Origin of the sequence: Bradyrhizobium sp. WSM2254 (assembly GCF_000472645.1) — a bacterium.
GTDB lineage: Bacteria > Pseudomonadota > Alphaproteobacteria > Rhizobiales > Xanthobacteraceae > Bradyrhizobium > Bradyrhizobium niftali.
This window is the reverse complement of record NZ_AXAB01000025.1, coordinates 60,518-77,772: the sequence shown is the minus strand read 5'-3', so window position 1 is coordinate 77,772 and position 17,255 is coordinate 60,518. Positions and strand designations below refer to the sequence as shown.

Below are 17,255 nucleotides of genomic sequence, written 5' to 3'. Positions count from 1 at the left end.
AACGGCGTCTTGAAATTGGACCCATAGGCGCGAACTCCCCTCGATCCGCGCAGTCGGCCTCACATCAAAATAGCCGAGCATCGGCTCGGCGCTCGGCCGCCCGGGCGAGCCGATGCGGGGATTGCAGGCGGCGCGGGCTTGACGCTCTCAGACTTCGCCGCGATTCAGCGCGATTTCGCCTATAAGCGCTGCATTTCGTTGCTGAACGCGAAATAAGAGCAGCGAACGGAGCCTGGAGATGTACCAAACTGCCTGATCTAAGTTGCGAACTTTGACCGGACTGTTTTGGGGGCATCAATATGAAGAGATTGCTGGGGCTTTTGCTGTTCGCTCAGTTCTTCTTTCTTTCCGCCGAGGCCATGGCCCAGGGGCTTCCTGCTCCCTCATACTGGAAGAATGAACGGGGTTCAGAACTGCTTATTTGGTCCGCCAATAGCGGGGCAATACAAGGGACTTTCACAAACCATGCTCAAGGATTTGCGTGCCAGGGCATCCCTTATCCTGCATCGGGAGCTGTTAGTCCAACCGGCTTGTATTTTGTTGTTACTTTTGCCCAGTGCAATTCCTTCACCCGATGGGTTGGAAAAACTAACGGGTCTCAAATGCCAACGTCATGGACGCTGTTCTACGTTGATAAGAACGGTAAGCCTGCCAAGTTGAAGGGCGCGGATATCTTCACGCGCGTATGGTAATTCTTGGTCTTCTTGTAACGTCACGACCCTTGCAACGTCACGACCTTGGATTGGAAGCTCGCTCTCGCGAGTTTTGGCCTGCGTCTCTTTGAGACGTGCAGCCTCCGTTCTGCAAAGCACTGGCCGTCCAGGAACAGTCACCTTGGATGTTTGACAGCCCGCATGTCCTGCCGGAACGGCCCGGGAATAGCGTTGAAAGGCATCTCCCCAGATTCGAAAGGACAGTCTAAGCTTGCGTCCAAATTGCCGGACGATCCGTGGATTAGAATTACTTTTCGGGTTTATGTTTTGAAGCCAGGCGCAGGTCGGCAGGTGCCATGACTATATATGCGGCGTTCGTGTTGCTGCGTTTGGTTGACGAATGTGAGTTTTCAGCTTTCGGTACTTAAAATTCTCGCCGGCCAACCGGAGGGCCGAGCCAGTCTTGTTGTCCTGAAGGATTACCTAGCGGTGTTCTACACCAGTGGTCCGGAATGGACGACTCGTATGAAGCGATTGGCAGAGCGGGTGCCAGACCTCGATATTTTCAGGCAGAAGCTGGTTGCGCGGGAATCCGGCCAATGGATCATTATGGAAGAGGGCCGGGCCTTTCTTGATTCGCTGGAACAGGCGGCCATACTGGCCACTCAGGAGCGAGCGCGCGAAGAAGAGAGTGAGAAGCTTGTCGCAAGTAAGCTTCCAGTGCTTTCCGCGGCGCCGCAACGTCGCAATGGTCGTCGCAGGCATTGCCGCCGCAGGCAGCCGATGGAGCGCGAAGGTCGGTCGGCCTAACCCCTCCGCCAAGCGATTGGCACTTTATTTGTGCGGCCGCAGATCGCACGCGGGCAATCGCGCATGGTCTTGATCCTTCTGGAAAGAATAGGTAGATCGCGGTCGTTTGATTTGGAGATATTGTAGTGGCGACCGGTATTGTAAAGTGGTTCAACGCGACGAAGGGCTACGGTTTTATCAAGCCCGATGATGGCGGATCGGACGTATTCGTGCACATCAGGGCGGTCGAGAAGGCCGGCTACACCGGGCTTGCTGAAGGGGCCCGGATCAGCTTCGAACTCAAGACAGACAGCTCGGGCAAGATGTCCGCAGAAAACCTGCGTATTGGGTGATCCCGGCAGTCAAAAGGTCCCGGCCTTCGGTCACGATCCGTCGCGCAAAAGGCGTAGCAAAACCCTGATTCTCGCTCCGGTACGCAGGAGGACGTCCTTAAGAGATGGCCTGTCCACTCTGATCGGCGGTAGCTGCCGTGATCACCTGCCCTAGGGCTCTGACGACAATAGGTCCCTCAATCAAATGCGGAGATAGTGGGTCGACTGGGACATACGCCGGCGGTGGCGAGCCCTTCTTCTCGGTGTTGACGCGCCATTCGCTTCGCTTGGGGACACGCGTAAGACCGACTGGATAAATTTTGACCTCGTCGTCCGTGATCCTCATCCGCAGGAAATTGCGATGGGTATCGAGCCTCATGGAGCTGAAAGCGTCGTTATGATTCATCTTGTAGTGGGCGGACGTGAGATAGAGGTAGATTCCAAAGCAGTAGCCGCCGACCAGCGCGCCGACGAGCGTCATCTCGGCGAGGAAGATGACGATGCCAGGCAACTGCCAGCCTCCGAACGGCGGAAGCCAACCGTTCAGATAATTGAATAATAGTGCCCCAAGGATCGCGACCATCGAATGCACGGCGCCGTTGGCCGCGGAGATCAACTGTACAACTCTGCTGTTTCCTTCTTGGCGCTTGGTATAGGCCCAGAAGCCCAGGCCGAAAAGAAGCGGCACGAGCACGAGCGAGTCCGGCCAAAGATGCACCGTTGCAAGCCCTGCCAGCCAGTAGATGGCCCCGAGAAGGAAACAGAAGCCCGGATTTAGGCTCACGAAACCGAAGTTGCCTTTCAGCAATACCAGGCTTTCCGTCCTGCTTGGATAGCAAGCCGCGACTTCGGTACCGATGCCTTCGCTCAGACGAGATGTCAGGTCTCCGCTCGTGGGCCGATCGATAAGCCTGGGAGCGTACTGGCTCATCTTGATCATTGCTCCGTCGGCCTTTTTGGCCCGCGCAAGATGGGCTGCCCTCCGGGGTCCTATGCAATCCGGCCAGTGTCTCGTGCATGGATTGGTGACCGTCACCGATCCCGATATCCTTCGCCAAACCGGCGCCCTGAGTTGGAGAACTGCCGCACATGCCGTGCCATGGTCCCAAGCGCAGCCCAATCCGCCCGGCCGAGAGTGCCCGGGCCGCGTTGGAATCCCGAGCTGCATGTCGGCCCGAAAGTGAGGAAGGCGGCGCGCCGACAGCCGCCTGTGAGCCGAGACAAGCCCGCCGGGCCGGTCCGCCAAGGGACCGACGGCAGGAGCCAACGCCGCAAAATAGAGTGTCTACGGTTCGACGCGGGGAGCCGCGCGGACTTCAACAGCATTCGCCTACAGCAGAACGCAAGGAGGTTCGGGCTCGCAGTCGCGAAAACGCAGAGGCACATCGCGCGTCTGAAGACGTGGCAGGCCTACGACGCCGCGGCGCATCCGCGACTCCGAACCAGTGGGCAGAACATCGGAGGGCCATGCATTGGTCTGGGAGCGCACCCTTCACGCCCGTCAGCGGGCCGCGTAAGTCCAGCGGCTCTTCACCGAGCTCCACCAGTTGTTCTTTGAGTTACTCGGCTTGCGCGAGAACCAGCTTGTTCGCCAGACGGTTTGGTCGAACCGCTTCCGATACTGGCGCCAGGATTCCACGCACATTCACGTAGGAGGTCGTTTGCGCCCACGAGGCCAATAACTCTTGGACCAATGCAACTTAACGTCGACCCGAGATTGCGCACCTCTAAAACATTGATTTATAATCCTTCGAGATATTAGGCCCGACCCACGGGACAGGAGCCACAAGCACATTCAGACGCAAGTTCATTGACGGGAGGAGATCATGAGCCACAAGGCTTTCATGTTCGCTGTTCTGAGCTTCGTGGTCACTTTGCTGCCCAGCCACGCTCCTGCAGCCGGTCCAACGAAGTACGCAATCCTAACCCAGGGCACATCATGCTCTCTGGATATATCGGAGGTATCGATCAAGTCCTTTCGACTCCTTGCTCCCATCAACCAGATAGACAAGCTCGCAGGCAAGGGCATCATCAACGTTCATGTTTGCGAGTGCTACCTCATGGGAGGCAATCTGCAAAAGTGCATGCTCGACGCCGTTAGGAAAGCCGAGACACCTCAATCTCTCACAAAGGAACAAGCTGACCTGCTCGGCGGGAAGATGTTCTTGCTCCTTCCCGACAGGGACGAATTTGTCGCTCTTTACCTGGCCTTGCAGTCAGAGTCGTCCGCTGCGGCTTTTGAGCTTGCCACCCGCTTGCTCCAGCAGGCTGCAGTAGCGCGATCGCCAGATGCTCCGCCCCCACCTCCGCCACCACCTCCACCGCGAGACCCCCCAAAGAACGTCGATGCCGAGGGGTCAAAGCGCCATCGAAGCTGTGAAGTTGAGCCACAGATCTGCGTGAAGCCGAAGAAGTCCGAGGGGAAAGAAACAAAATCGTCAGAGGGCCCGGATTTAGTAGCTGAATTCGAACTAAAGTGCGAGGGGTTCCCGCCGATCATTGTTTCTACGGAAGGAAAGGCTGGCTTTAAGGTCGGCCCACTGGAGGTCTTTGTTTCAAAGCCCTAGTTGGAAAGCATGTTCGCACCCGGCTGCCATTGTCGTGTCGGGGCATCGGCGTGCCAATGCCGGGGGACGTAGAGCGCCAGCTGCTTCTTCGGGCCGATGATTGATTCTGGCCCAGTCCGCGTTGCCCGATGGAGCTTGTAGACATTCGTCCGGCAGGAGGCCGCCTTCGTTGCATGCACCATCGCCGAAAACCCGGATATCTTTAGCCATGTCGGTCCCTCTTATTACATCACCACAGGCTCGAGCGATGCGTCGGCAACGACAATGCCGGTCGCGTCCGTGAAGATTGCTGCGACGTCTCTGGCCTTCTGACGCTACGCGTCGTAGGTACTTTTGTCCGACGAGAGGGATCGCTTCCGCCGGGCTCGCCACCTGGCCCTGCTTGGCCGACGACGGCGGCCTTTAGTTTTTGTTCATCGGAACGCAGCCCCGCGATTGCGGCATTAAGATCGGAGATGTTGGTTGGTGTCACCAGCTTGCCGCCGATGTAGACGACTTGGCTAAGTCCTACGATTCCCAGGATCGTGTCTGGGACAACGAACGTGGAAGGCCGATTCACCCCTGCCGCGATCAAGCCTCCGATCACGACCAGCCCGAAAATGGGGCTCTGGTAGCGATGTCGAAAACGCCGTCCGTGGAGAAAAAGTCACGCCAGCTCGCGTTTGACGGATCGACGATCGTCTTGGCCATCGGAAGCCAGTTGCGTCGAAGCAGTCGTGCCCGGTTTTCCGCCGACAGCGTGTTGCGCTGGCTATCCGTTCCCTTGGCGATCGTGGCGCCGATGCCGCTGATGTCCAGGAGCGTCAGGATCGATCCGGAGAGATCGACCAACGTTGCTGTCTGAAGCAGCAGCAGCGAGACCAGAGCGGCAAGAGCCAGGGAGAAGGCCAATGCTTGGAACGTCGACAGGCTTCCCTTTCCGTCCGAACCCGCCGAGACCTGTCTGGGGTTCAACGCGCGCAGGAAGGATCCAAAGGTGTGATCCTTCTTGCGAAGCGCGAACGCTATCCAGAGGTAGAGAACCAGCACCCTGACAAGGGCGGCACCAATGCTGAACCAATAGGGACTGAGGCGGACACTTACGGACGATACGCGCCAAGGAGACTGACCGACCGGGCTGTTGCAGGTGTCGAGGTAAAGATCGACCTTGCTCCAGAACCAAGCCAGATCGTCACCCATGTTCAACGTGACGATGGTCTGGTCGGGATCGAGCAGATGCTTCTTTACCAGTGCATCCGAGTCCGTCGCACGGTGCGTGACCACGTCCTGTCGCTTGAAAAGATAGGTTTCGTCCCCGTAGTCGATGCCAGCGAAATAACGGACGCCATCGACGAACGGTGCACGCACGCCGACGTCAATGCGCTGGTTCGTTGGCAAAAATTTGTGGCCAACACGATAGGCGCGCCTACCGGATTTCGATCCGATCGCAGCTCTATGATGAACTCACCCGGTTTCACACATTGCTTCTGAGGATCGCTCGGCCTGGTCTGAACGCTCGCAGGAGAGCTAGCGTCCGTCGAAGGCGCCGCGAACTTTTGAGTCGAAGGGTCCGGTCGTGGCTCAGGGGATGTCGATTGCGGTACGGCCTGGTTCTGGCCGTCAACTTGCGCCGGTCGAATTTGCTGCTGCGCTCTCGGCCCCGAAGATGGAAGCAATGTTATGAGGGCTATGGCACCAAGAGAAATGATGCAGGATCGAGCCATATGCTTTCACCGCCGTGTAAGCAAGCTTGCGGTCATTTACCAATGGTTGTTTACGCAAGCCAACCTGTACCGCTTGCTCGATTTCTCCCCCAGTAAAGCGAAGGATTGAACGGATAACCCACGCCCTTAGGTTCGAGCTCGGTGCACTCGCAGCTTAACCAAATCGCACAGAGGCTGGCGCGCGTCGCAGCAGCCTATGTGGCGCAAACCCAGCCCATGCCAGCCGAAACGGTTAGGGGCGGCATGGAATTCAACGCTGCAACTACCTCGTCATTGCTGGCAATAAGCGTGGCGACCGCACCAACATAGAGTGCCGGCTCGGCATCTGGCATCATCCCATGCTCCGGATCAATGTTTTGCATTGAACTTGATACGAATGCCAGCGGAGACTGGCACGAAGACGCCGAAAAAATGCATCCTGCGCGTGGTACTGATTCAAATGTGAGCAGGCGGACCGCGGAGCATCGACTCCATTGACAGTGGCTTGTGTCGCACGACTGCCAAGGCGGCAGCGGTGTTGAGTCATTGTTCTACCATCTGTTTTCGTTCGACTTGATCGCACTGGACAGGCCCAAACCGATGAGATCGTCGGCATGACGTCAGGTTCAGGCTATTTTCTATGATGAAAGGATACCGAAGACTGCTACGCGGGCTTGATAATCCCTGCTGCGATTGAACTCCGCGAAGGCGAGCAGATAGAGCTACGCTCCAGACCTTCGTGGCAGCACGCGGCCCGTTTTGCGCGGTCATTCGCCCTCCAAAATGTCTGAGGAAAAGTAAGACAATGGCCGACTACCGCATTGATTGCGTTCAAAAACCGAATCGCATGAGCCCACATGAGCACATCACAAATGTGGGTGGGCCCAAGCCTGACGGGCGCAGATGGCAGGATACCGTAGAGAACGTCATTCGGTTTATCGAGACGAAGCAGCACAGGTTCTACACCCAGGAAGGTCATTCGACGGCTTGGATCGCCGTGCGAACGAGCCCGACGGGTCGGAAGTTCATTCAGACTCATGCAGATGGGATTTGGAACGACAATCTGCTCACGTTCAAAGAGTGTTCGACCTAAATTGACCAGTTTATCTTCTCCTTTCGGACTAACGTGATTGTCTTCCGCGCCTACGGACACCGACCGCGAGCAGCGATCTCGAATTGACGCGGCGATCAACGTCACTGGCGGCGTCGGTCTCCATCCTGCGGTTGCCCGCCATCTTGGTGGTTTATGAAATGGTATTGTACTTCTTTCGATTGTTTGAGGTTAGGGGCCGCTCTTAAAGTCTGCTGCTATCGAGAATTTTCGCTCTTTCAATAACATGGCGGTTGATCTGGATGACTACACCGCTTTCGTCGGCCCTATCGTTGAGCGCTTCAACGACATGCGTGAGGAGCTGGACAAAGAGCGCAAGTTCATGACCCGAGTTTGGGCAAAGCGAGAAAGTCAATTGACCAGTGTCATTGAGTCCACGATCGGCATGTATGGAGATTTGCAAGGCATCGCGGGCAAGGCCATGCCCGAAATCGAAAGCCTAGACACTCCATTGCTGGACGGCCTGGAGCTGAGGCACAGTAACGTTAGATTTTGGCGGGAGGTACGACGATGAGTGACTTGAAGGAAAAGTATGCGTTCGAAGTCGAGGGCGTGGATTACCACAGCGAAAACAAGGAGATGAGCGGCCGCGAAGTCCGCTCGCATTCGGGTCATAACCCGGCAGCCGACTACTGCCTCATCCAGATTAACGATGGCTACACAAGTTCGGTCGGCCTCGAGGCGTCCGTGAAGTTGGGCGGCGACGCCAAGCCGAACTTCCGCGCCATGAAGAGCGACCGGGTCTTCGAGTTCACCGTGGAGGATCTCGGCTGGGAGTGGGGTTCCCCGACCATCGCCGAGGCGGACGTGCGCACCTACGGCAAGATCGCGGACGACCGCGAGATCGTGGTCGAGGTGATCGGTCAGGAAGAAATCGTCGTGCCCCGTGGCGGAACGATCGATTTGGCAGGCCCCAAGATCGAGCGCATTCATTCCCGCGACCGTCAAATGCCCAACAAGCTGAACGTCACGTTCGTGATCAACGGCGAACCCACCCTGGTCGAAGGCAAGCCCGCTGAGCAGCTGATCAAGCTGTTTGAGAAGGCGCTCAAGGAGAGCGAGAACACCGGCCAGCCTGTCGACGCCTGGCAGGTGACTGACGAACCCGGCAACATGCTGGACGTGTCGAAGACGCTGGCCGAGCTCGGCATCAAGGACGGGGCGACACTGCTTGCGAGCCTCAAGACCGGAGCGGCAGGCTGATGCAGGCGGTCGACAGCGAGGTCAGTCGGCGCAAGTTCGCGCGCGAAGTCGGCCAGCTCCACGAGATCGAGCAGACGCTGATCTCGCGCGGCTGGTGGATCATGACGGCTGAGTTTCCGTACGTGAAAGTCGCCTTCGCGACGGTTGGGATGAGGCCTCGGGTCATCCCGTTCGCGCTCAAAGCGGACTTCACCGACTACGATGTCCGGCCTTTGGCGATCACCTTTGTCGACCCTTTTGAGGATCGGGAGCTGGCTGCGTCGGAGATGATGACGCATCTTCCGCGGCTGCTGCCGGTCGACCCCGCCATCCCGACAGATGTTGCCGCGCAAATGCCTCCGCAGCGGATCAACCTGTACCAGCACTATCCGCATATGGCGACGGCGCCGGGCTTCCTTTGTCTGCCCGGCACGCGGGCCTACCACGAGCATCCCGCCCATTCGGGCGATCCATGGGAGCTTCATCGGAATACCGGCGAGGGGCGCCTTTTCGCCTTGTTGGAAACGGTGTGGCGCTATGGTGCCGCGCCTTTCAACCAACTCCAGTTCATGGTCAATGTCGCGCTCGGGCAGTCAGAGATTCCGGCATGAAAGTCTCCTTGACGGAGGTCACTTCGGTGATGCTGCCGCGTTTCGTGGTGACCCGTACCCACGCGCAGCTTGCCGCAACGGGCATGCGCGGGCTCGAGGGCATGGCGCTCTGGGCAGGCGTGCAGGAAGGCCAGCTCTTTCATGTCCGCGAGGCGATCGTTCCGCAGCAGCAGGGCATTCGAAGCGATCACGGTCTCGCCGTCACGGTGCCGGGCCCCGAGCTGCAGCGCATCAACATGCATCTCTACAAGAGCGAGCTGCGGCTGCTGGCGCAGATCCATAGCCATCCGACGCACGCCTTCCACAGCGAGACGGACGACGAATATGCGATCGCGACGGCGCTCGGCGCATTTTCGCTGGTGGTGCCGGACTTCGCGCGCGATCCTTTTTCCATCGCCCGCTGCGCGACCTACCGGTTGACGTCGCTTCCCTGGTGGAAGCCCGGCACGCGCCCCGAATGGAAGCAGGTCGACGCGCGCGCCGCCGCCGCCATCTTCAACATAGTGGAGGGTTGACGATGGGTCTGGCTCCCTTCTTCGACCGCGCGCGCCAGAGCGCCGCGCAGGTCCTGCGCGATTTCGACGCCGACGCCTTCGAGCGCCGGTTGGGCGAGATTGTGGTGACGCTTGCTTTCGATTCGCAAGCAGCCACTTCCGCGGAAGGCCTCGCGTCTCTCGACATGGCGGCGCGTCTCATCGCCCGGCTTTATCCCCGCGTTCGCGTGCTGACGCTCGGTGGCGCCGACGCGCTGGCGGACGAACTGATCGAGCTGATGCGGACCATAAATCCTAACCTGGAGGTCGTGTCGGAAGTCGGGGCCGAGCTCCACGTGGCCGTTGTCGCCGGCGGTACGAAGCTCGAGACCGACGCCACGGTCTACATGGGGTCCGATCGCTGGATTGCCCGGGTCTCGACCCTCGCTCCGGTCTGCTCGGGCGGCAGTCGTAACCCTTTTGCGGCCGGCGCGGCGGCTTGCATCGCCATGGCGAACGTCTTCCGGGCGGTCTTCGCACGGTGGATCGCCAAGCCAAGCCTCGATACCGACGTGACGTTCTCGCTGCTCAATTTCGAGATGGGGGATTTCGCCGCCAACGACGACATCCATGCCGGACTCGATCTCGGTGTGGTTCAGCTCGTCGGGGTCGGCGCGATCGGAAACGCGTTCGTTTGGTCGATGTCGCGGCTTCGCAGCGTGAAGGGCGAACTCCATCTCATCGACCTCGAAACGGTCGAGCTGACCAACTTGCAGCGCTATCTGCTCACCGCCATGACCGACGTGGACGTCTCCAAAGTCGCGCTGGCGGCTTCGGTCCTCAAGGACTGCGGCATCGAAGCGCAGACCTTCGCGACGTCCTGGGCCGGGTACGTGGAGCGCATGGGGCATCATCGTTTCGATCGCGTCGCGGTGGCTCTCGATACGGTGCGCGACCGCGTCCAGGTCCAGAGTTCGTTGCCGCGTCGCGTCTGCAATGCATGGACGCAGGCCGGCGACCTCGGGATTTCGCGACACGGGTTCGACGACAAGGAGGCGTGTCTGGCCTGCTTGTATCTGCCGACCGGCAAGCGCCGTAACGAGGACGAAATCGTGGCTGAGGAGTTGGGGTTCCGGACGCAGGAACAGATCCTGCGTGTGCGCTCCATGCTCCACCTGGGCATGCCTGTCGGAGAACAGTTCGTGCGCGAGATTGCCGCCAACATCGGTACGAACGCGGAGGCCCTTCTGCCTTTTGCCGATCTGCCGCTTCGTGCGTTTCGTCAGAAGGCGATTTGCGGCAACGCCATCATGCGGGCTGCCGACGGTGCGGGTCCCGAACTCGAGGTGCCCATGGCGTTCCAATCGGCGCTGGCCGGCGTGATGCTCGCGGCCGAGATCGTCGCGTCGACGCCGGGTGTTCGGACGGCGAAGCCCGTGACGCGTTCGGTGGTGGACCTGATGCGCGCTTTACCTGGCCGCATCAGTTTTCCCATGTTGAAGCGAGCGCCGAGACCGGTTCGGTGCATCTGCCAGGACCGGGACTATATCGACGTCTACCGAACGAAGTATGGTTCATCGGTTTCATGACCCAACTCTGCGTCGGATGACTGGGCTCATCGTCGGGATTTGAGCCAGTCGCGCGGAAGGACGCCGCGTCCCCCTGCACGCGATAGGGGGGAGTTGCTCGGTAAATCCTTCCAGCATCATGCTCCGCGGGTCGCGGCGATCGATCTCCAGAACAAGCTCGGCTGGCCGCAGTTCGCTCGGGCTTTCATCGAGGACGGCACGTACTTGCGAAAGGGCACGCATGTCTCGTTCGCGTTTAATCCGCTCACCACGCAGATCGAGCCGCATGATACCTATGCCGAGCTCTTTGCAGTCATCATGCGCATCAACACCATACTCGTAGACGTCACGCAGGACATGTGGCGCTACATCAGCGACGAATGGATTGTGCAGAAGGCCGTCTCGGGCGAAGTCGGCTCGTCAGCGATGCCGCACAAGGTCAACCCGGTCAATTTCGAGAACGCGGAGGGCAATCTCCAGACCGCCAACTGGCTCATGGAGGGCTGCTGTCGGAAGCTTCCGGTATCCCGCCTGCAACGCGACCTGTCGGACACGACGGTCGCGCGCATGTTCGGCACGATCTTCGGCCACTGCGTGGTCGGGTATGAAAATCTGCGCGCCGGCATGAAGAAGGTCTCACCGGATGCCGGCAAGATCCGCCAGGCCCTCCTTGAGCACCCGGAGGTGCTGGCCGAAGCATACCAGACGATTCTGCGCAGCAAAGGCTATCCGAATGCTTACGATGCGCTCAAATCGCTGTCGCGCGGCGCTAAGATCACGCTCGCCGACCTGCATGCCTTCGTGGATGGCCTGGACACCGAGTTCATCGACGATGAAGCGCAAGAAGACCTGAACAATGATCCGGTCACATCGGCGACGAGAGACCATGGTGGCCCGCCGGTATGGGTCAGTCGCAGGGCCTCGCGTATGTTCCGCTTGCGGTCTAAGCTTAAAGGCCTTGGGGCCAATCTCGACCAGATTGCGGGTGTTAAGTCGATCTGCATATTGCTAGGATTCCTGATCTTTCGCTTGGGCAATTACCCTCATCACCGGGGAGTTATCGATGCCATTCAAGAACATTACCGGAAAGCAGGAAGCTGCTTTTGTCTCGTCATTGCGCGCAGGACAGTACAACCTTCTGCTGGGCGCCGGCTTCAGCATGGACTCGAAAAACGCCAAAGGGCTTTTACCAAGCGGCGATCAACTTCTTGGCGATCTCGCTACAGCCACGAAGGCGAAGAAGAGTAGCCTGCAACGCCTCTATCAGTTGCTTACGCCCGCTCAGGTCAAGGAATTGATTACAGACCGGTTTGTCAATTCAACCCCGGGCGACACCGCCAAGCTGATGGCGTCCTTCTTGTGGCGACGGGTGTTTACTTGGAACGTCGATGACGTGCTGGAGAACCTGTATAGGGACGAACGCGCTCTCCAGCGAGCGATAGTCAGGCACTTCAATGACGTGTACACAGATTCCCAGAGCCTCGAAGAACTCTTTATTATCCATCTCCATGGGTTTGTGGGCTCTCCAGAGCGCGGTTATGTGTTTTCGCGAGACCAGTATGTAAGCCAGACGACGAAGGTGAATGCTTGGATGACGGTTCTGACGCAGCGCATGCTGTCGGAGCCCATGATCATCGCCGGCAGCACATTGGACGAAGTTGATCTGGACTACTATCTAGCCCTCCGCACCGGTGACAGCGCACGAGACGACCGCGGACCTTCGATCCTGGTTGAAGCGGACGATCCCATTGCGACAATGCTTTGCGAAAAGCACGGCCTTCTGCATTTTGTTGGGTACTCAAAGGACTTCTTTGAGTACTGCAAGTCTATCCTGCCAAATCCACCCACGCCGGCAGAGCTAATCCCTGTAGCGATGCGCCAGCTTATCCCCCCGGGGGTAAGCAAATCCGTTGCCATGTCATTCAGCTCCGACTTTGAATTGGTTCCGGGCGTCACCTCCCCCTCGTCAAGCTCGCGCTTCATGTATGGGCATTTCCCAAGTTGGGGGGACCTCGAGGCCAATCGAGACATCGCTCGCACTATCGTGTCCGAGATCATTGTCGACATCGAGAAGAGGTTGTCAGATCCTCTGCGGTTTGCTCGACTGGTGATCCTCTCCGAAATATCAGGAGCCGGGAAATCGACCGTGCTGCGTCGTATTGCATTTGAGCTGGCGAAGCGTGGCGTCCGGACGCTGATGTGTTCTGCTCTAAGTCGGATTGCCAACACGACTTCGGATGTTATCGATCTAATCGACGAGCCGGTTGCCATAGTCATCGACAACCTCGCCGAGCAAGCGACGGCACTGCCTGACCTGCTGGACCGCCTAGAAAAGTCTGATGTGGTTTTCATTGGCGCCGAACGCGCTTATCGCATGACCTACTTGAAGCAGGTGCTTGCTGGACTCAAGTACGACCAGACCGGCAAACTGTCGATGTCGATTGTGGAGGCGCGCCGCTTGATCGACCGGTACGCAGATGCGGGTGCGATCGGTGACGATTCCGTCCTGAAGAGACGAGATGAGTTCGCCAAAAAGATCGAGAACGACCCCATCGCCGTCGCCTGTTGTCGCATCCTCAACGACTTTAGACCGCTCGACCGCATCGTTGACAGCATCGTATCCGATGCAGGCGGGCCTGCACTCGACAGGTATCTCGGAGCGGCGCTCGCGCAGCATTGCTTCTACGGTGGCGTGCGTTATGAGATCCTGATCAAAGCGTTCGGCTCGGCGAGAGCAACTGCCCAATTTGAACTCAATAGCCCTCTGCCATTAGATTTTTATGACGAAAGCAAGCGCTTCGTGATCCCGGAAAACTCCACCTTGTCCGACAAGATACTGGAGCGTTTCGCCAGTAAAGATCCCGACCGGATGCTCACGACTTTTGTCAACTTGGCCGAAGAACTGGGCCCTTGGGTGAACCGGGAAACGATCATCGCTCGAGCACCGGAGCCACGTCTCTCAGGACGACTTTTCGACTATGACGCCGTGGTGAGCAAGTTCTTGGGATCAAACGCCGAGAAATTCTATGATGACGTAAAGCCGTCATGGGAGTGGAACTCGCGATACTGGGAGCAGGTAGCACTACTCAACCTTGCCAGATATCAGAGATCGAGCAACCCTGGCGAAGGGACAGAGTACTTGGAGGACGCAGTGACCCACGCCCGGCATGCAGTCGCGGTCGAACACCACCCCTTTCCCTTGACCACGCTTGGCAAGATTCTGCTTAACCGCATGATGGCACCGAGCGAGCCTGTAAAGGATTCCTTCGATGAGGCGTTCGAAAGATTGTCGGAAGCCATCGCTATGGAAGAGCGCCGCAATCGCATCTCTGCTCAGCCCTATGGCGTTATTTTCGGTGGCGTGATGAACTACCTTAGCGCAGGAGGCGAGCTTACTCATCACCAACACAACCGGTTGCGCGAAATCTTGACCAAGGCTGAAGACAAGCTGGCTGGCGACCGAGAGATGCAGCAACAGATCGCATTGGTTGGAGAAGCACTTCGATAGTGTCAGTGCCGGAGAACCTGGACGGTTTAACGGTCCCCTGCCGCAGTCCGGCTTGCGGTCGGAAGCGGGAAAGACATCTGAGCCCCCAGCCGGTGTCGTTGATTCGATTCCGTAGTTGATCGTCCGCAGCTGGTGCTCTATCCCACCGAAAGTTGAGCAACCTTCCGGAAGCAGATGTCTCAAGAGTGGTACGAAGAAGAAGAGGAAGACCTGGTCGAGGATATTTACGGGGTCTGGTGCAAGATGCCGTTCTGGACGGCATTCGAATCATCTGCCTTGATTCACCAGTGCGACCCGAGCGAGCCGATCGAAATACCTTCCGCTCAGCGGGTCGTTCAGCGGACGCGCACACTCATCGAGCGCCACTGCGGAACCGAATTGCTGCCCGGCTCTCCGGACAAGATTTCTCCCCCACTCTTCTCCCTTGGGCGAAACGCATGGGATTGCGGATCAACTATCCCCTGAGAGCGTGCATCACGAGGTCTTATCCAAAAGTCCGCCGGCGCCCTGATCTCGCTTCAAGCCGAGAGGCCCTGCTCGCTCGCGTGGCCGAGCTGGAAGCAGACCGGCAAAAGCTGGCGGACGATCCCCCGCCAAACTTCAAAGAACGTCAATCCCTATTAACGCTGGTCCTGGGAATGGCGGTTGCAGGTTATACCTACAACCCGCGGGCACTGAGAAACGTGGCCACCAGAGACATAGTCGATGACCTCGAGCGCAAGGGACTTCCGACTGTCAGCCAGGAGACTGTCTTGAAATGCCTAAGAACGGCGATGGAGGAACTTGATTGGCCGCCACCGGAAGAGGATGGTGACGGCCAATCAAACGTCAGCCCGGCGAAACGGCCGAGCAGAAAACGTCCTCCAGCCGGTCGATGAGGTCCGGCACAAGGTGCGCGGCTAGATGGATGCACGTATCTGAACCCGGTTGCGCTCCCTGCTGTCGAACGACGACCGTGCCGGTCGTGGAGAGATAAACCGCGATCGCATTCTGTTTTCGGACTGAGACTAGCTCATCGTTAGCCGTCCAATCAAAGTTCTCTGTCAAGTCCAACTCCCTTCTCTAATGGTGAGGTCAAGCTGTCTCACAACGCTCTCGGTCGTTGTGCGATTTCAGACAGCACCAATCCGAAATCGGCTTAGCGAGCCGCGCAAGTTCTCCGAAATCGGACAGCGGTTATCCGAGTTCGTCCAAGGCGATCGGCGTCTAATCGATAAGGCACCTCCTTCTCATCAGAGCATTGAGGTGCCCCTTGAACTCGCCGCCTTCGAATGACCGGCTCCTGCGCCTTTCGGCGGTCCTCGCCCCGGCTGGTCCCATCCCTGTCGGCAAGTCCACCTGGTGGGCCGGCGTTAAGTCGGGCCGCTTCCCGAAGCCCGTCAAGCTGGGACCGCGCATCACCGCTTGGCGGGCCGACGAAATCCAAGCGCTTGTTGTCAACGGCTTCACCCAGGAGCCGTAAGTTATGGCGATGGGCGTCTTTGCGAAGTGGCAGCCGGAATATGCCGCCCGTGGGCTTCCGACGTTCCCGGTCAAGGTCATCGGCAACGATAAGCGACCTGCGATCCGCGGATATATGAAGGTCGGAAGCTTGAGGAGCGAAAAGCTTGTGAAGCAATTCGCCGATGCGAGCGCGTTCGGATTGGCCTGCGGCCGTATCACCGGCCTGACGATCCTGGACGTCGATTGCAAAGACGAACGTGTTCTTGGCGATGCCTTGGCGCGCCACGGCGCGACGCCATTTGTGGTCCGCACCGGCTCAGGAAACTTCCAAGCGTGGTATCGGCATGGGGGAGAGAAGCGCCAAATCCGACCTTGGGGAAACGAGCTTGCGATCGACCAACTCGGTGACGGGTATGTTGTTGCGCCGCCCTCAGAGGGCAAGCGCATGGCCTATGAGATTGTTCAGGGTACGCTGGACGATTTGCCCAACCTGCCGTTCATGCAGAAAGCCTGGTGGCCCGGAGATCATGCGCGCCGCAGGCTCACACGAGGGCGAACGGAACAAACTGCTATGGCGACATTGCATGCGCGATGCACACAGTTGCGATACGTTCGATGACCTGCTCGATGTGGCGAGGTCGTTCAACGAGGACTCCTGCATTCCTCCTCTCGATGCCGACGAGGTGGTCAACGTCGCGAGGTCCGCCTGGAAGTACACGATGGAAGGCACCAACCGCATCGGACGCCATGGAGCTTGGCTGAGCGCGGCGTCACTCGACGACATGGTTCAAGACCCCTACTTCACCACGCTAATAGCTTGGTTGCAGGCGCAAAACGGGCCGAATGCCAGGTTCTTGGTCGCGGATGGATTGAGAGAGAAATTTGGATGGCCTCGCGAGCAGTTCCGGCGCGTTCGTCGCAAGGCAATCCGCACCGGCTGGATCGTGCCACTCACGAAGCCGAAGCCGGCAAGGCAGTGGAATATCGTTGGGGTGATGCCCGCAAACAGAGGTGAGAAGGAGACGCCTACCGGTCTTGGTAGGCTATCCTCTATGGTACACTTCCCTAAAGATGCTGGCACTCACCTCGCCACTCTGATGATCCAGGCACAAGGCTGTCCCAGAGAACATGCTCAGCGGTCTGATCCCGTGCATGCAAGGGTCAATCGCTAATCGGACACTCGCCTGGACAAATCCTCACCGGCGATGACGAAAATGGAATTTTCCGGGATTTATTTCGAATTATTTTCCTACGAGAAACGACTGTGGCACAAGCGGTTCTCGCATTTTTGGCTGTAAGAATTGAAAATGCCCTATATGGGGAGGGCAACTTCCCC

At 58.3% G+C, this 17,255-nt stretch carries 18 protein-coding genes; 16 read left to right on the top strand and 2 right to left on the bottom strand.

Annotated elements, in window-relative coordinates; all coding sequences use genetic code 11:
* The first annotated feature begins 299 nt into the window (after positions 1-299).
* The 3 genes from A3M7_RS46745 to A3M7_RS0119035 all read left to right on the top strand — a co-directional run bounded on the left by A3M7_RS46745 (position 300) and on the right by A3M7_RS0119035 (position 1,795).
* The gene (locus A3M7_RS46745; RefSeq protein ID WP_084302293.1) at positions 300-692 is read left to right on the top strand and encodes an avidin/streptavidin family protein; all 393 of its coding nucleotides are present in this window, start codon (positions 300-302) and stop codon (positions 690-692) included.
* Positions 693-1,055: 363 nt separating this feature from the next.
* The gene (locus A3M7_RS0119040; protein ID WP_027545347.1) at positions 1,056-1,463 is read left to right on the top strand and encodes a hypothetical protein; all 408 of its coding nucleotides are present in this window, start codon (positions 1,056-1,058) and stop codon (positions 1,461-1,463) included.
* Between the two features lie 125 nt (positions 1,464-1,588).
* Complete coding sequence (locus tag A3M7_RS0119035) at positions 1,589-1,795, top strand: cold-shock protein (protein ID WP_027545346.1); 207 nt, start codon at positions 1,589-1,591, stop codon at positions 1,793-1,795.
* 97 nt (positions 1,796-1,892) lie between these two features.
* Here the strand turns inward: A3M7_RS0119035 and A3M7_RS0119030 are convergent, their stop codons facing one another.
* The gene (locus tag A3M7_RS0119030; RefSeq protein ID WP_027545345.1) at positions 1,893-2,714 is read right to left on the bottom strand and encodes a hypothetical protein; all 822 of its coding nucleotides are present in this window, start codon (positions 2,712-2,714) and stop codon (positions 1,893-1,895) included.
* An 886-nt stretch (positions 2,715-3,600) separates the two neighbouring features.
* Here A3M7_RS0119030 and A3M7_RS0119025 point away from each other — a divergent pair.
* Positions 3,601-4,341 carry a hypothetical protein gene (locus tag A3M7_RS0119025; RefSeq protein WP_027545344.1) on the top strand — a complete coding sequence of 247 codons (741 nt, stop codon included), beginning with the start codon at positions 3,601-3,603 and terminating at the stop codon, positions 4,339-4,341.
* A 582-nt stretch (positions 4,342-4,923) separates the two neighbouring features.
* Here the strand turns inward: A3M7_RS0119025 and A3M7_RS0119020 are convergent.
* On the bottom strand, positions 4,924-5,688 hold the full coding sequence (locus A3M7_RS0119020) for a hypothetical protein (protein ID WP_156936931.1): 765 nt from the start codon (positions 5,686-5,688) through the stop codon (positions 4,924-4,926).
* A 1,140-nt stretch (positions 5,689-6,828) separates the two neighbouring features.
* On the opposite strand from A3M7_RS0119020, the gene A3M7_RS0119010 reads away from it, so the two are divergent.
* The 12 genes from A3M7_RS0119010 (at position 6,829) to A3M7_RS0118950 (ending at position 17,091) form a co-directional block, all read left to right on the top strand.
* A complete protein-coding gene (locus A3M7_RS0119010) occupies positions 6,829-7,116 on the top strand; it encodes a DUF3892 domain-containing protein (RefSeq protein WP_027545342.1) in 288 nt (95 codons plus the stop codon).
* A gap of 217 nt (positions 7,117-7,333) precedes the next feature.
* Positions 7,334-7,648 (top strand): DUF2130 domain-containing protein, encoded by a 315-nt coding sequence (locus A3M7_RS0119005; RefSeq protein WP_371090200.1) that lies wholly within the window; start codon positions 7,334-7,336, stop codon positions 7,646-7,648.
* Positions 7,645-8,337, top strand: a complete 693-nt coding sequence (locus A3M7_RS46740) for a DUF2604 domain-containing protein (protein ID WP_049823543.1) — start codon at positions 7,645-7,647, stop codon at positions 8,335-8,337. Before A3M7_RS0119005 ends, A3M7_RS46740 begins: the two co-directional genes overlap by 4 nt.
* Positions 8,337-8,927 carry a putative metal-binding protein gene (locus A3M7_RS50545; RefSeq protein ID WP_027545339.1) on the top strand — a complete coding sequence of 197 codons (591 nt, stop codon included), beginning with the start codon at positions 8,337-8,339 and terminating at the stop codon, positions 8,925-8,927. Before A3M7_RS46740 ends, A3M7_RS50545 begins: the two co-directional genes overlap by 1 nt.
* A complete protein-coding gene (locus A3M7_RS44545) occupies positions 8,924-9,442 on the top strand; it encodes a Mov34/MPN/PAD-1 family protein (RefSeq protein ID WP_049823542.1) in 519 nt (172 codons plus the stop codon). The genes A3M7_RS50545 and A3M7_RS44545 overlap by 4 nt, the downstream gene beginning before the upstream one ends.
* 2 nt (positions 9,443-9,444) lie before the next feature.
* The gene (locus A3M7_RS0118985) at positions 9,445-10,989 is read left to right on the top strand and encodes an E2 ligase fold family C protein (protein ID WP_027545338.1); all 1,545 of its coding nucleotides are present in this window, start codon (positions 9,445-9,447) and stop codon (positions 10,987-10,989) included.
* 93 nt (positions 10,990-11,082) lie between these two features.
* Positions 11,083-12,216 carry a lyase family protein gene (locus A3M7_RS44540; RefSeq protein WP_049823541.1) on the top strand — a complete coding sequence of 378 codons (1,134 nt, stop codon included), beginning with the start codon at positions 11,083-11,085 and terminating at the stop codon, positions 12,214-12,216.
* On the top strand, positions 12,128-14,476 hold the full coding sequence (locus A3M7_RS50540) for an SIR2 family protein (protein WP_371090199.1): 2,349 nt from the start codon (positions 12,128-12,130) through the stop codon (positions 14,474-14,476). The genes A3M7_RS44540 and A3M7_RS50540 overlap by 89 nt, the downstream gene beginning before the upstream one ends.
* Positions 14,477-15,021: 545 nt before the next feature.
* On the top strand, positions 15,022-15,354 hold the full coding sequence (locus A3M7_RS48665; protein WP_156936930.1) for a hypothetical protein: 333 nt from the start codon (positions 15,022-15,024) through the stop codon (positions 15,352-15,354).
* A gap of 362 nt (positions 15,355-15,716) precedes the next feature.
* Positions 15,717-15,938 carry a helix-turn-helix transcriptional regulator gene (locus A3M7_RS0118960; protein ID WP_371090196.1) on the top strand — a complete coding sequence of 74 codons (222 nt, stop codon included), beginning with the start codon at positions 15,717-15,719 and terminating at the stop codon, positions 15,936-15,938.
* Positions 15,939-15,941: 3 nt separating this feature from the next.
* Positions 15,942-16,538, top strand: a complete 597-nt coding sequence (locus A3M7_RS0118955; protein WP_027545333.1) for a bifunctional DNA primase/polymerase — start codon at positions 15,942-15,944, stop codon at positions 16,536-16,538.
* Positions 16,504-17,091 carry a primase C-terminal domain-containing protein gene (locus tag A3M7_RS0118950; RefSeq protein ID WP_027545332.1) on the top strand — a complete coding sequence of 196 codons (588 nt, stop codon included), beginning with the start codon at positions 16,504-16,506 and terminating at the stop codon, positions 17,089-17,091. The genes A3M7_RS0118955 and A3M7_RS0118950 overlap by 35 nt, the downstream gene beginning before the upstream one ends.
* Positions 17,092-17,255: the final 164 nt, after the last annotated feature.

Bases quoted from the DNA above. Each gene is read 5' to 3' on its own strand.
- A3M7_RS46745 (WP_084302293.1), top strand. From the start codon at position 300: ATGAAGAGATTGCTGGGGCTTTTGCTGTTCGCTCAGTTCTTCTTTCTT.
- A3M7_RS0119030 (WP_027545345.1), bottom strand. From the start codon at position 2,714: ATGATCAAGATGAGCCAGTACGCTCCCAGGCTTATCGATCGGCCCACG.
- A3M7_RS0119025 (WP_027545344.1), top strand. From the start codon at position 3,601: ATGAGCCACAAGGCTTTCATGTTCGCTGTTCTGAGCTTCGTGGTCACT.
- A3M7_RS0119010 (WP_027545342.1), top strand. From the start codon at position 6,829: ATGGCCGACTACCGCATTGATTGCGTTCAAAAACCGAATCGCATGAGC.
- A3M7_RS46740 (WP_049823543.1), top strand. From the start codon at position 7,645: ATGAGTGACTTGAAGGAAAAGTATGCGTTCGAAGTCGAGGGCGTGGAT.
- A3M7_RS50545 (WP_027545339.1), top strand. From the start codon at position 8,337: ATGCAGGCGGTCGACAGCGAGGTCAGTCGGCGCAAGTTCGCGCGCGAA.
- A3M7_RS44545 (WP_049823542.1), top strand. From the start codon at position 8,924: ATGAAAGTCTCCTTGACGGAGGTCACTTCGGTGATGCTGCCGCGTTTC.
- A3M7_RS0118985 (WP_027545338.1), top strand. From the start codon at position 9,445: ATGGGTCTGGCTCCCTTCTTCGACCGCGCGCGCCAGAGCGCCGCGCAG.
- A3M7_RS50540 (WP_371090199.1), top strand. From the start codon at position 12,128: ATGGACTCGAAAAACGCCAAAGGGCTTTTACCAAGCGGCGATCAACTT.
- A3M7_RS0118955 (WP_027545333.1), top strand. From the start codon at position 15,942: ATGGCGATGGGCGTCTTTGCGAAGTGGCAGCCGGAATATGCCGCCCGT.
- A3M7_RS0118950 (WP_027545332.1), top strand. From the start codon at position 16,504: ATGCGCGATGCACACAGTTGCGATACGTTCGATGACCTGCTCGATGTG.